Below are 15,284 nucleotides of genomic sequence, written 5' to 3'. Positions count from 1 at the left end.
GCTCGCGGGCAACGAAGCTTGCGCTGCAGGGTGTTTTTGAACTTGCGTAAAAAAGAGAAGGAGGAGTACGCGTGAGCTTTCTGTCCGATCTTCAAACTATGTACGAAGCGGGAAGCCGGACGCTTACGCTGGATACGGCTAAGCTGGGCCCGACGGGCGAGACGCTCCGGCAGTTGACGGGAAGCGGCGCGCTGACCGTAACCGGGGTACAGGAGGCTCCTGCGGAAACGGGGGGGATCATTACTTTTGCAGGCGCGGGTCTTCAGCTGGCCGGCAGCCCGCCGAGGATATTTTTCCCGCCGAACAAGACGGTTTCGGTTCACGGCGCCGTTTACGGGGCGGATTCGGAACCGGTGCTCGTGCTCTCGGTTTCGGTAACGCCGGACTGGCGCTTCGGAGATGCGCTGCCTTGGCTGACGAACACGTTCTGGCAGGGTCTGGCGCTTAAGTCCGGTACGGACGGGAAATCTCCGCGATGGCTGATCGCCGCCGGGAAGGCCGCGGAACCGGAACTGGGCCTTGAATTGAACGGCGCCGTTTATTTCTATGGCGCGCTCGACGAAACAAAAGGACTGCTGCAGGAAGCGGATTGGGTGATCGGCGAAGGCCCGCTCGCGTTCGGTCCCGCGGTTTTGCGGGACGTGGGGGCCCCGGGGTTGTCGCTTGCTCTGAAGCTGCCGGATGATGGCGGCGGGTTATCCGGGCTTTTTCAGGCGATGAAAGTGCCCGTCGACGCCAGGCTCGTCCATGACCCTGCGGCAGCGGGAGCGCCGTCCGGGCTGGAAATCACCGCGACGATTCAGTGGAACGGGAAGCCGGCGCGGATCATCTCGCTCATTCCGCCCGCGGGTGGAGGAATTGCCGAGCTTTCCCTGGAAGGCCCGGTGGATCTTCCTTCCCCTGACGACATCGCTCATTGGTTCGGCGGCGTCAGCATCACGGAGTATCTTCCTCCGTCGTTCGAAAACATGCTGGCGTCCGTCAAGATCGGGCGTCTGGCGCTCGGTATAGGCCTTGGCTCCAGAAGCGTGGAGTACGTGAAGGCGTCGCTTATCGCACTGGACGACAAGATGCTTACCATCGTCCCCAAGTGGGTCGAAATCGGCGATATCGAGGCGGCCGTCGCCGTCCGGAACCCGTTCGATCACCCGAGCGCTTCCTACAAAATGTCCGGCATTCTGGACATCGGGGGCGTCGATCTGCTCGTTTCGGCGAATTTGGTTCCCTCGCCAAGGATTCCCGATCTGTCGGTCGTCGTGCGGATGGAACCGTGGAGCGAAATCGACCTCACGATGATCGCCGCCAAATTCGGCCTGCCGACGGGCGCGTACAAAATAGCGGTGGAGGAGTTCCAGATGGGCGGCTCCACGGCCGGAACGTACTTTATCCGGGCCGGATTGGCCCAACATCCGCTCGGAACGGGCCCGAACACGTTTGTGATGAACAATCTCGTGTTCGAACTGGATTACGACGGCCAGCCGAGCTTCAGCCTGGAGGGGACGATGACCATCGCCGGAGTGGATGCTCATCTGTCGCTCGCGGCCGGTTCCGGCGGCACCGCTGCGGGTGGCTGGGACATCCGGGTGGAGGCGGGGAAAGAGAACCCGATCCCAATGGGGGAATTGCTGGACGATCTCGCCGCCAAATTCAATGTGGGCATTCCTGCTCCCATACGCAGTATGACGCTCAAAAACGTGGAGCTGACGTACGCTTCCTCCGCTTCCCGGAACAGCTTCTTTTTTACCGTGGAAAGCGATTTTAAAGTCGACTCCGTGCCCGTTGCCGTTACGCTAAGCATTCGCGTCGATTCGAAGCGGGACGGAGCGGGCGAGCCGGACCAAGCCAGGTATGAGGCTTTGTTCGGCGGTCAAATCGTCATCGGTACGCTGGAGTTCGACCTGTTGTTCGACCGGCAGGACCTGACGTCGCAAACCTTTATCGCGACGTACAGCCGGAAAAGCGGATCACCTCCCGCCGTTTCCATCCGCGATCTGGTCGCTTCCCTGTCACCGGAGCTGGCGGCGGAAATCCCGCAGAGCCTGGCGATCGATCTTCGGGATGTGAAATTCGTTTTTTATAAAGACGCAAAAGAGGGCAAGTTTGCGCTTGGGCTTGACCTTGACGCGCATGTAAGCTTGACTGATCTGCCCCTTATCGGCAAAGAGCTTCCCGCCGACGATACGATTGCCGTTCAGCAATTGCAGATTTTGTATGCATCCGCTCCATTCACGCCGGTCCAGGCGGCGCAGATCAACAAGCTGCTGCCGGAATCGGTTCATCCGCTGCCGTCGGGAGTGGAGGCGGGGCTGACCGCGGGCGCGGATCTTCGTTTCGGCGGGACGCCGCAAACGTTGTCTTTCGCGCTTATACCGGGGGGAGGGCAGAAACCGCCCGCTCTCCGGGAACCTTTGGCCGCAGAAGCGTCCGGACGGCCGGACCTCGCAAGCTCGGACGCCCTTTCGCAGCCCCCGGCATCCGAGGCGGTGTCCGCTCCGTCCGGCGACCCGCCTGTCCGGGCTGTCTCGTCCGTATCCTCCGCATCCTCGGCCAAGTGGTTCCTTGTGCAGAAAACGTTCGGCCCCGTCGCGATAAACCGCCTCGGTATCGGTTACGCGGACGGGACCCTCTGGTTTATGCTGGACGGCGCTTTAACCTTATCCGGCTTAACGATCAGCCTGACGGGGATGGGCTTCGGCTCTCCGCTTGATCGTTTCGAGCTTAAATTCCAATTGCTCGGCATAGGCGTGGATTACGTTCAGGCGCCTCTGGAGATCGGCGGGAGCTTTATGGAAGTCGTGCCTCCGCCGGCGGGCACCCGGTTTATGTATGACGGTGCCGCCACGATCCGGACGGCCGATTTTGCCCTGGAAGCGCTCGGCTCGTACGCGCAAATGCTCGATGGACAGCCGTCCCTGTTCGTGTTCGCGAATGTGGATACGCCGCTTGGCGGTCCGCCCGCACTGTTTGTTACGGGTTTGTCTGCCGGTTTCGGCTATAACCGGGACGTGGATATGCCCGCGCCGGAGGAAGTGTTTGAGTTCCCGCTGCTTGCCTTGACCAGGGACACAGGCCCCAAACTGTCGATGAACGAAGTGATGGCGCAGTTGGAAGGAACTCAAGAATACGCGCCTGGCAAGAGAAAGGCATGGATCCGTCCTCAAACCGGCGAGTACTGGCTGGCCGTGGGCGTCGATTTCTGGTCATACGAGCTGCTTCATACCCGCGCCCTGCTTATCGCGAAATTCGGCAGGGAGCTGGAGCTTGCCCTGCTCGGGCTTTCCTCCATTCGTCTTCCCCAGGCGGGAAGCGCCATGTACGCTTATGCGGAGCTGCAGCTGGAAGCGGACTGGAAGCCGTCCGCTGGTTTCTTCGGGTTGACAGCCCTTTTAACTCCGAATTCTTTCCTGCTCGATCCGAACTGTCATTTGACGGGAGGCTTTGCCTTCTATCTGTGGTACGAAGGGGAGAAGGAAGGACAGTTCGTCGTCACCTTCGGCGGCTACCATCCGAGCTTCAAGCCTCCGTCTTACTACCCGGCCGTGCCGCGGATCGGCTTCAATTGGGCGGTCAGCGATAAGGTGAATATTCGCGGCGAAGCTTATTTCGCCCTGACTCCGGCAGCCGTTATGGCCGGCGGGGGGTTGGAAGTTCTTTTTCATGACGGCGACTTAAAAGCCTGGTTCACCGCCCGCGCGGATCTGCTGATTACCTTCCATCCGTTCCATTTCGAGGCGGATATCAGCGTGAGCATCGGCGCTTCGTACCGTCTGGACCTGCTGTTCGTAACCAAAACGATCAGTGTCGAGCTGGGAGCCTCTCTAGAGCTGTGGGGACCGCCGACGGGCGGAAAAGCTCACGTGCACTGGTGGATCATCTCGTTCACGGTCGGCTTCGGTGCCGACCGTTCGGACGGGGACGAAAGCCCGATCGAGTGGAACCAGTTCAAATCGCTGCTCCCTTCCCTGGAAGACGTTTGCAAAATTACGGCCGTGACCGGTTTGACAGGCTCTCTTTCTCCCGGCGGTCCGGATGCGGCTTTGAAGTCAGGCGGGGAAGGTGCAGCGGGGAGCGGGCAGGAGCATACAGCGGTGCCGCCGGTCGAGACGTCTCAATCGTCCGAATCGTCTCACCCGACCGCAGGGTCCCAGACATCCAGACCGCCTTCCCCGTCCCAGTCCCAACCTGGGCCGGATATTTGGCTGGTTCGCGCGGGCTCCTTCAGCTTTACGACACAGACGGCGATTCCGGCCAGTCATTTCACGGCGGGCCAAGCGATGAGCCCCGTGACGGACCCGAAATACCCCGAAGCCTATCCCGTACAAATCCGGACGATGAACAAAACGAACGTCTCGTCCGAGCATCACCTGACGGTCGAAAAAGACGGCTCGGATCACGACATTTCGGGATGGCAGCTCGTTCCGTATTACCGGAACATGCCGACGGCGCTGTGGGGAGAGCCGCTGAAGGACGCGGACGGCCGTTTTATGCGCAATCCGCAAGTGCCGGGCAGCGATACCACGCGGAATACTCCCGCGGGCTTAACCGTTACCCCTCCCGGGTCCAAGCTCGGCTATTCGGCGGCAGGGCTGCCAATGGAGCTGCTCGCTTACGATGACGTGGTGCCGCAGGGGCGGCTTCCGTTCGAGCCGGGGGGAGCCGTAAATTCCGATTATGTTCCCGTTCCGTCAGATACGACGCCGGGGGACATCGCGGGAATTATGGGGTCTTCCGCCGCCAATCGGGCCGCCATTTTTGCGGTACTACAAGACTTGCAGGCCTATAGCGGCACGAATGGACCTTTGCCTCGTCTTGCCGAAGAAGCGGGAGACCTCTTTGCCGATTCCCCCATGCAGGTGAAGCCGTGAAAGGAGCGGAAAACATGAGTGACGAACCCCAGCAGGGTCAAATCCGGTTTTATGATTATGATTTACCCGGCTTGCCGGCCGGAAATTACAAGGTGACCGTGAAGCAGTCCGTGAAGGATATCGGAATGACTGCTCAGGAACAGGCTCTTCTGACGGCCGAGCAGCCCTTTATCGTCCACGCCCCGCAGTTTACGATCGACCCTTCGGAGATACACAGCCTGGTGCCACCCGCAGGTAGCACCGGCAAATTTGCCGACGAGCTTCCGCACCTGGTGCTGAATACACGGGTTCTGCCGTGGGAGCGTGAAATGAGCGGGCCGAACATCCCCTGGCTGGCCCTGCTTCTTTTCCAGGAAGGGGAGCTTCTGGCTGGCCCTGCGGACCGGACGGATGCCGAGACGCTGGCCATCCGTTCGACGGCCGGCGAATTTATGGGGCTGAAAAACAGCCCCGACGTATATGTCCCCCCGGCTCTGGTCCGGGAGGCGGACGTAACCGACGGCCAGACCTGTTTTTACATTCAAATGGATGCCGGGGTGTTCCAGGCGATCACTCCCCAACTGAATGAACTGCCTTATTTGACGCACGTGCGGCAATTAGATACGCAGGATAAGGCAGCCGGACACGAGGAGGACGGATGGTACAGCGTCGTGACGGGGAACCGGTTTCCTTACGCCCAGGAGTCCGATGAAGGCGGCACGAAAAACATTGTTCATCTCGTATCGCTGGAAAAATTCGACGATCTTCTGCAGCCCGGCGCAAAACCGCCTAAAAATAAAATCGCCCTGTTGTCTCTGGCCAGGTGGACGTTCCGCTGCCGTCCCGACAGCAAGGAAGATTTCGCGGGTCTTATGCATCGCCTGGTGGCTGAGGAAATGTCCGGATCCGCGTATGATCCAGACCTTCTGCTGCTCCGGCTGCCTCAAGGTGCAGCGGACGGGGGAAAGGAGCCGCCGGGCGACGCGGCCAGTGCCGAAGCGAGGAAGCGGCTGCGCAGCGGTTACGTGCCCCTTCCGTTTCATATCCGGAGCGGGGAGGATACCTTCGCCTGGTACAGGGGGCCGCTCGCTCCGGTCCGGCCGGCTCCCTTCCAGCCCGCGGAGCCGCTGCGCACGGCGGACGCGGCCTTGATTTACGACAAGGCGAACGGCTTGTTTGACGCCTCTTTGGCGGCCGCCTGGCAGATCGGACGCAGTCTCGCCTTGTCCGACGCCACGTTCGGCTCGCTGCTCCTGGATTACCGCCGCCGCTGTCACCGGCTGACGGATCTGCTGTATCACCGGCTGGAGGCGTTGGGGCTGACGGACGCCCCCGATTTGAAGGAGCTGGCGCAATCCGGCTTGATGCGGGAGGCGCTGCTCGACGCGGTGAAGGAGGATTTGCTGGAGCAAATCCCGGAGCCGCCTCTCTCGGGTTTGCCGCAGGACGACCCGCCCCGGAATCTTTCCGCGCGCCGGAAGCTGTCCCAGGCAAACTCCGGCATGAGTCCCGTCGCCGCGCTCCAGCAATTTTTGGCCGGGGATGAGGTTAAAGAGGCGGTCGCGGAGCTGACGAAGGACGATCTGGAGCCGATTGCGGTGTGGCTTGCCCACAAGCTTCTGCTGTACGACGTACCGTTCTATTACCTGGTGCCGGAAGAGCGAATGCTGCCGTCCGAATCCATCCGTTTTTTTTACTTGGATTCGAACTGGCTGGACGCCATGCTGGATGGGATGCTGGCGGTCGCGATACATTCCAGCCGTGATTCGTTTACGTACGGGATGACCAAAGGAACGATCCGGGCCGCAGCCGAAGCGGCCGTGCAGACCGTTCGCACCCGTCCCGGAGATGAACGGAGCGCGGCGTCGGACGGGGAAGCCCTGCCGTTGGCCGGTTTCCTGCTCCGGTCCGCTGCGGTCTCCGGATGGCCGGGACTTGCGGTGCGCGCTTTCGACGCCGGGGGCCTCCCGCTCGGGATCGCCCGTCTGGAGAGGCTTTCGTCCAGTGTGCTGATCGCCTTATTCCGCGGCATTCCGGACCGGATTGAGCTCAGCGAGCCTCAGGAAGGGTTCCAGTTCGGCCTGAACGAGGAAGGGGAGATCAATTTGCGCAGCGTGCTTCAGGACCGTTCCGGCTCTCCCTTCGGTTCGGAATTGAATGTGCATTTGCCGGTTCGTGACCGTCATTTGAGACCGGGACGCATTTTGGACCTGAGGCCCGGAGAGGCGGACGGACTTGTGCAGCAGTCGGCCGATGCGATCAAGCAAGCGCTGAAATTGGAACAATTGACGCTGCACCCTTCCGATTTCGCCCTGCAGATGGTTAAATCTCCGGAGCGGATCGTGTTTCAACCGGGCATGACAGTCGAACCGCAGTAGAGTGGAGGTAAATCATGGATAATTCAACCTTATTGGTTCCCATCGAGGTCAGTGCTCTTGCGGTAAACGCGTATGTTTGGGCCAACCAGCCTTTCCGGCGCTGGGAGCACAATTATAACCAGGTCAAAAGCTTCGGAAGTTCCGAACCCGATCCGACGGACCGGGGCGGGGGCTTCGCGGGAAATCCGGACGATCACACGGGCGTTTACGTACACTGGACGCTTCCCGATGCGTTAAAACACGGTGTTCAGGACCCTGTCACACGGCGAGTGGAATTCCCTCTGGTCCCGAACCGCTGGCTCATTGTGCGCTTCGCCGGAACTTCCGCCGGACGCGTATCCAAAGCGTATCTCGTGGAAAGCGACGCCCCCGGCGGAACCGGTTCCGCGGCTTATGTTTTTGATCCGGCCGTTATAGAAGCGTGGAAAGGAAGCAAAGACCCCGTGCGCCGGGAGGCCGGCGGGCGGTTAGGCGGCAGCGGCGCGCAAATCGCGGATGTGCTCGGACAAGTATTCGATCTGAGCGGCTGGACGGAAAAAGGCATCGAGCAGCTGTTCGTTAAAGCGGTCGCTCCGGGCAATCCGCTTTTCAGCGCGTTTCAAAGCCACTGCAGCCAGGTGTTTTCCTTCCGGGACCCGCTGGATGATGCCGAGCCGGAGTGCGCGGTCAGTTATTTGGTGACCGGCTGGTATTCCAATCATGCGGAAGATCCCCTGCAAAAATGCCAAAGTGCCAAGCCTTCCGGAAGCTCTCCTGCCGACGCTTATAAGCGGCAGCTTGCCGCGTTCTCGTGGACGGTCCCGGATAGTGCTTCCGCGGGCAAAGGGCCGGCAGGCGACGCTGCCCCCGGCGATGCTTCCGCCGGAGACGGCAAGGCCGCGCCGGACGGCGACGTCCCGCAGACCAGCTTGTACCATGGAATGGTGCTTGGCGTGAAGTGGAGCCGCGCGGGCGCGCTGCCGACGGTCAAGGACAAATACAAAGATCCCGGCGGCAAAGGGATACATGTGGCCGTCGGCAATACGTCGGCCGATGCCTTTAAAGCGATGATCGAGCGCCAGCTGAACGATCGCGCCAAGAACGGCGACGCCAAAGCGCAGCAGCTGCTTGCGAAGATGCCCAACGCGGCCGGACTGCTCGAAGCGTTTCAGTACGATATGCTGCATCTGCTCGACCAGCCGAGCTGCTGGGATCTTCTTGATCTCCGCATCCGGCAGGAATGGTTCGGCTCGAAGCCGGGCGGATACCGGTGGACGGTCGTGGATGCGGAGTCCGACCGGCCGGAAAGCCTCGGAGAACGTCCGCCGGAACAATGGCTAACGGCGCTGAACGGCACGCAGGCCGCGCTGGACGACAAGCTGAATGAGTGGAAAGCCGCCCGGAGGCGGCTCTACGACACGTGGTGGAAGCGGGGGAAATACGAATCCTATCCGGTATTCGCGCGGCCGGACGGTTTGACGGAAGATCAATTCGCCAAGGCGCTCTCCGCCGAAAACGATCCGTCCTACGATCCGTCCAAGCCTGAGGGGCCGGACAACATCCCCAGCCTGCCGAGGAAGATCATGGATCTCTTCAGCGAGATCGGCTCATTGGCCGGCCAAGGTGTGCCCCGCCCGGCGGAAGGGGACGGCCGGACTCCGGAAGAGGCGCTGGCGGCCGGGATCGAAGCTTTCGAGCGGACGAAGCGTGCCCAAGGGGAGCTGGACGCCGACCGGAAGCTTAAGCCGGTGGCAGGCCCACGCTACTGGCGGGCCGGCGACCCCGTCGTCTTCATCAGCGGGGCGGGCAGTACGGGCCGGATCAGCGGGCCCGACCGGCCGTTGCCCTGCCGCTTGCCGGCGCAAATCGTCGGCGGGATCGTGAGCGGCGCCGACAGCGTGACGGCGGATGAGCTGGCGGCCGCACTGCCCAAGCTCCCGCTGACTCCGCCGGAGCTGGCCTCCGCTCTTCAGGGCGATTACATCCCGCCGGGCATTGCCTTGCAGCTTGCCGGGGCTGTCGGATTGCTGCTGGCCGAGTTTTTCCTGCTCGATCCGGACAACGCTCCGGCCATTTCCGCGAGCAATCCCGCGGTTACCCGGGAAATAATTGCGGAGCACGATCCCGCCCACTTTCAAGGCGTGCTTCCCGCTTTCGTTCCGGGAGGCTGGCAGCAGCCCTGGAATCCGCTCCTGCTGAAATGGGTGGCGGACTGGTACCCGATCGGGCATGCGAACTGGACGTTCGACGGAACCGATTACCGGTACGACGGCAAAGCCTCCGGTTCGAACGACCGGCAGATCGGAGGAGATATTTTGCTGACGCCGCAGACAAGCTTTATTTTCCGGGACCGGTTGAAAAAACTTGTCCGTACCAGTTCAAGCTCAGTGGAAGATCCGGACGAAGCGCTGTTGAATCAGCTCGACGACTTAATCGCGGATATCGACGGATGGGATTTTATCTCGCAAACGCTTGGCGGTTTCGGCAGCCAACTGGCTGTACGCGATACGCGTGTAAACCGCTCGCCCGATCCCGGATTGACCTTTACGTTCAAGGACGGCGGGCAAAAAACGCTAGCGGATCTCATCGGCGACGACTATCACGATCTTCCCTACATCCGCTCGACGGGGGACGCGATTGGCTTTCAGGGAGTGCGGCAGGGACAGTTCGCCTTCGCCTACTTAGCCGTGTACGATGCGTTCGGTCAAGTGCTTGAGGTGATCGGCGATTCGGGGCTCAGCCGCTCCGACGTGTTCGAGCCGATTTTGTCGGAAGGGCTTGTACCGGACACGCCGATCGAGGCGCAGAATGCCCAGCGGTTCATCCAGCTGCCGCCGAGGCCGAACCAGCATGTCCGCCTCGAATTCCGCCTTGTGGACGCGCGGGATGCGGCGAGGTTTGCCGATATTGACAGCGCTGCGAACCCCGTTGCGGGCTGGCTGCTCCCGAATCATCTCAACGGCTCGGTATCCGTATACGACGCGCAGGGCGGCGCTGTCGGGGATGTCGGCCTGATCACCGGAAGAGATGGCGTCAAGCGGGTTCATCTGTTCTATACGCCGACGGGAGCTTACGGCAATTTTGCGGATATCGAGAAGCGGGCGCCCGAGCTGGCCAAAATGCTGCAAAGCTTGACGGCTGCGGACAAAGATGCTTTCGGCCGCTTTCTTGAAGTGATCGATGCCTCCTTGTGGACGATCGATCCTCTTGCCTCAAGCAGTGACCGGAACGTGTCGGTTCTGGCCGGAAGGCCGCTCGCGCTCGTGCGGGCCAATCTGAAGCTGGCGCTGGACGGCCCGGCCGCGAGGGCTGCGGGATGGGCGGCCACCTTCAACCCTCCGCCATCCGATTTTACCGGGAACGATTACGAGGTGAGACTGGGCGACACGGAAATCCGGAAAGACGGCTTGATCGGCTATTTTCTGGACGGCGTTTACGACCGGTTTAACAGCGTCCATCCGCCGGAAGCGGGAGAGGAAGCGGCCGATTATGTCCGGCCGATCGGCCCCGGCAATTACTTCTCGCTGCGGTTCGACGGCACCCGACAGGCCGAAGTGATGCTGCTGCTGGATCCGCGCGCTTCGGTTCACGCGGTCACGGGCATCGTTCCGGTACAGGCTCTGGAGCTGCCGGCCCGTTTTACCGATCCCGCGCTGAGCGCGTTAAACCTCCAATTCCGGACGGGGCCGCTCCTGACCGTGCTTCAGTCGGCCCCGGATAAGACGGCCGAGGGGGAGAGCGGGCCGGCCGGTGTTATCACGATCCCCGTTCCCTCGGATAACGGAGGAAGGTGGGAATGGCTGGAGCCGCAATCCCGGGAAGGCGGCCCGCCCGCTTTTCTGACGTATGCTTTGACCGAAATCGACCAGCAGGCCCGGTTGAACTCCCGGTCCCTGTCGCTGCGCGAAGGCACGCTGCAATTCCGGAGCGGGCCCGCTCAAGAGACCGGAACCGAACCTTCGAAGCCCGGCAAGAGAGACACATCCGAATCCGAAAGCTAGACCGTAAAAGTATTTTATCCTATGGAGGTTTCAAACGATGAGTAGAGCTGATCTTCCCGTACTTTTAAATTACAGTGTATTGACGTCACCGAGTCCCCTGCAGGCGAGTACGCAGACTTCTTCCGCCTCCGGCACTATAACGCTAGTCGTGGCCCCTCCCTCCGGCAAGGAAGTTTATTGTCAGGAAATCGATCTGTATATCCCCTCGGGGGCGCTAAGCCGGAAGGATATCTTTTATCCGGGAGTCAATACGGATAAGTGGCAGTACGCGGTCGGAAAGATCGTCGAAGGCGCCGAGGTGGGGCTGGCCGTCGGTATATCCTACATCCCGCTTAAATTTACGGCCAAGTCTTCGCAGGATTACTTGATCAACTACCCGCTGATCTTGACGGTCGGCGTCGGCTCGGTCTCCGCCGCTCTCGGCGACATCCGCAACCTGCACATTCTGGAGACGTCTTCTTCATTCTCCGGAGATTATCAGCAGCGCGACCTGCCGTTCAGTTTGACGATCGGACTTCCGGAATTTTACGTACGTAATTTTGTGGCGGGCGCTTACGACAGCTCCAAACCGGACATCGTGCCTGGCGGCAGCTTCGCAAACGGCCAGGCGTTCAAGCTGAGCTGGGAAGGCAACGCCAGCCAGTATCAGATCGTCACAACGGCAGGCTCCGCTCCGCTGTACAGCGGAACCGATAATTCTTTCGTCGTGACGAAGGGCCTTAGTCAGACGACGACCTTCATTCTCATCGCAAGCCGGACCGATGGGGTACGCGGCGAAACGCTGTATGTGTACGAGGCGGTGACCGTACACATCACGAATCCGGACGAGACGCCGAACACGTTATCCGCAGCGGGAAACATAACGACGGCCGCCGGATTGAACGGCAAAACGCTCCAGGTGTCGGGTTCCGCTTCATTGAAAGGCGGCGCGGAAGTAACCGGTCAGATAAACGCCAACGGTGCGTTGAACGTAACCGGCCCGCTGAACGTAACCGGAACCTCAACGTTGTCCGGAGGGACGGTTACAGGCCCGTTTACGGTGCAGGGCGCCGCCTCGCTGGGAAGCTCGTCCGTACAGGGCGCACTATCCGTCGGCGGCGCGTCAACCTTGTCCGACACTACGGTTAAAGGAGCTTTAAGCGCTGCGGGCAGCGTGGGGATGATCGGCTACTACAAGCGGATCGGCACCGGTACGCATGTGGCGGGAACGGACGGATTTGTGATCGGTTACGTTTACCTCCCCTGGAAGCAGGTTTTATCGGTGGGCTGGATTTACGGAGGGACCGACGGATATATGATACAGGCCACCGGCGGGAATACGGGGGGCTTTACCAGCGACTGGACAAAGTACAATTACTCCAATCCGAACAGCTTTATGTTTCCGGTCCGGAGGGGAGCAAGCTACTGGGTCGGCGAAACCTTTTTCAAAGACAATCAGGCGAATCCGACTACGGTCTATTATTTTGTTCCATCAGGAAGCGGTTCGAGCGGGGGAGAGGCGACGGTACAAATCTCCAATGAAATTCCCGATGGTATCGTTCTGCCGCACGGCGGCCTGGAGAAGACGAACGGCGCGGAACGGGCCGAACGGGCGGAGTACTTGACTCGGCTGCTGGAGGAAATTTTGGAGAAACCAATTGGGGAAGATAAGAAGAAAGCACTGCTCGACGTGCTCGGAACCCTTTAGCAAAACGGATCATTAGCCTTCTATTCTCGTATAAGAAGAGCAACCCAAGTTTGAATGCCTTTCGAAGTAAATCCGACATTTCCATAAAAACCGTCGAATAAAAACAGCCTCTTTGCGGAGAGGTTGTTTTTTATTTCTTTTGTCCTATTGAAAATAGTTCAAAAGGAACAATTTCTTTTGAATATATGTCGAATTGAATAAATTTAATATTAACTTTTTGTCTGTTTTTGTCGATAAAATAGGTATCTATTTGGCATACGCCGCTATATGAGGGGGAGCATGATGTTAAAAAGCAAGACAAAACGAATACGAGGCATATTCGGCAAAATCAACCTAACCGGCTTATTCGCCAAGATCATGCTGATATCGGTTGCTTGTATGATCATTCCGATGTTAATCGCGTTGTGGTATGCAAGCAGCACATCGGCCGATTCGCTTGAAGGTGAAGCGAGAAAGTCCATGATGAACATCGTTTCGGAGAAGGTGAACCAGATGGATATGGCCTTCACCAACTTATCGTTAAGTTCTTCGATGATCGCGAACAATCCTTTTTTGGTCAACACATTCAAGGAAATTAAGAAAACCGGCAATCCGAAATCGGAAAACGCCGCCACGGCATCCGCTTATCTCGGCAAGCTCATCACGGACGCGAACGGCTTGTACGAAAATATTTATGCCGCGTACAACAGCGCGATCGTATCGGACGGCATCGGCGGACAATCCGTCGGCATGGATATCGGCGTGGCCGATCTCGACAAGTCCCTCCTGGAAGGGATGAAGAAAGGGCCCGTCTTGTTCGGCCCCGTTCAATCTCCCGTAACCGGAGGACCGATTATGGCGCTGCTGACGCACATTCCGGACGGAAGTACCGATGCGATGCCTTCCATCGTAGGTACGGCGGTTGATCTGACCAAGTTGTCGGCGAATATCGTCCGGTCCACGGAGGAGGGCAACGTTAAAACGTTTATGATTAATGTGGCAGGAGTTCTCGTCGCTTCCGAAGACGGCAAAGAAGTGTTGAAATATGATATGACCAAAGCGGAAGGAGACGTTCCCGCTTTTTTCAAGGAGATAAGCGCCAACAAGAAGGGAATCGGGTATTTCACGCTGAACGGACAGAAGCAAATCGCTTCCTACGCTAAATCGTCCCTGCAGGATATGTTCGTTGTTTCCTTTAAGCCGGTCGATGAGTATATGCATGATGTTGCGGCCCTGAAAAAAGGTCTGGTCTTCGTCATCATCGGAAGTATTCTCGTGTTTGCGGCTATTCTCGTACTGCTTTCGTACCGGATTACGACGCCGATTAAAGTGGCGACCGGGCACTTGAAAGTCATCGCGGGCGGAGACTTTTCGCATCCGGTTCCGCAGAAATATATGAAGTCCAAGGATGAGACGGGCGTTTTGATGCAGTCCATGCATACGATGCAGGCCTCGATCAGCGATACGATCCGCACCGTTGTGGAAGAGTCGGATAAGCTCGGCAGTTCGGTAACGGCGGTGAGCAGCCATTTGACAGATCTGAACGGCCAAATCCAGAACGTGTCCGGCACGACGCAGCAAATGGCCGCCGCCATGGAAGAAACGGCCGCATCGACGGAAGAAATGAACCATTCGTCCTCGAGCATCCGCCAGTCCGTCGACCGGATCGCGGACAAAGCGAAACAAGGCGAAGAGGCTTCGAAGGAAGTCAGCAAGCGGGCGGAAGTTTTGCGCGAAACCGCGGTCGCATCGTCCGAGCGGGCCGTTGAGATCGGCCGGCAAATGCGGGAGAGCGTAGAGAGCGCCATCGAGCAGTCCAGAGCCGTCGAGCAGATCCAGGTACTGGCGAACTCCATTCTGGAGATTACGGCTCAAACCAATCTCCTGGCCTTGAACGCCAATATCGAGGCGGCGAGAGCGGGGGAGGCGGGCAGAGGCTTTGCCGTTGTGGCCGGAGAAATCCGCAAGCTGGCCGAGGTATCCGGACACTCCGCGAACAAAATTCGCGAAGTCGTTCAAATCGTCACCTCTTCGGTGCAGAATTTGAAAGCGAACTCCGAAAGCATGCTCACCTTTATTGATACGACCGTCATCAACGATTACAACGCGATGGTCGAAACGGGTCAGCAGTACTACCAGGACGCGGAATTTTACGAAAAATTGCTGGGCGACTTCAACGCGACCGCGCATGAGCTGAGCCGGGCGATCGAGGATATGGCGCTCATGATCAACGAAGTTTCGATTGCCAACAACGAGTCTGCCGCCGGAACGGGAAGTATTTCGGACCAAGCGAGCGTTGCGATGGACAGTTCGGACAAAGTGCTGAACATCGTGGAAGGAACACGGGAAAGCGCCGAGCAGTTGAAGCAAACGATTGCCAATTTCAAAATATGACGGGAGGGCCGGAACAGCCCTT

General features: G+C 59.2%; 5 protein-coding genes. All 5 read left to right on the top strand.

Annotation, left to right across the window (positions count from 1 at the left end; genetic code table 11):
• Nucleotides 1-71: 71 nt before the first annotated feature.
• Nucleotides 72-4,865 (top strand): DUF6603 domain-containing protein, encoded by a 4,794-nt coding sequence (locus KVT34_RS08135; RefSeq protein ID WP_217558078.1) that lies wholly within the window; start codon nt 72-74, stop codon nt 4,863-4,865.
• A gap of 14 nt (nt 4,866-4,879) precedes the next feature.
• Entirely contained in the window at nt 4,880-7,222 is a 2,343-nt protein-coding gene (locus KVT34_RS08130) for a hypothetical protein (protein ID WP_217558077.1), read from the top strand.
• A 14-nt stretch (nt 7,223-7,236) separates the two neighbouring features.
• Nucleotides 7,237-11,202, top strand: a complete 3,966-nt coding sequence (locus KVT34_RS08125) for a hypothetical protein (protein WP_217558076.1) — start codon at nt 7,237-7,239, stop codon at nt 11,200-11,202.
• Nucleotides 11,203-11,239: 37 nt separating this feature from the next.
• Entirely contained in the window at nt 11,240-12,889 is a 1,650-nt protein-coding gene (locus KVT34_RS08120; protein WP_217558075.1) for a DEAD/DEAH box helicase family protein, read from the top strand.
• Nucleotides 12,890-13,168: 279 nt separating this feature from the next.
• The gene (locus KVT34_RS08115; RefSeq protein WP_254634645.1) at nt 13,169-15,262 is read left to right on the top strand and encodes a methyl-accepting chemotaxis protein; all 2,094 of its coding nucleotides are present in this window, start codon (nt 13,169-13,171) and stop codon (nt 15,260-15,262) included.
• Nucleotides 15,263-15,284: the final 22 nt, after the last annotated feature.

Origin of the sequence: Paenibacillus sp. GbtcB18 (assembly GCF_019091125.1) — a bacterium.
Lineage (GTDB): Bacteria > Bacillota > Bacilli > Paenibacillales > NBRC-103111 > Paenibacillus_F > Paenibacillus_F chitinolyticus.
This window is presented reverse-complemented; position numbering and strand designations above follow the sequence as displayed.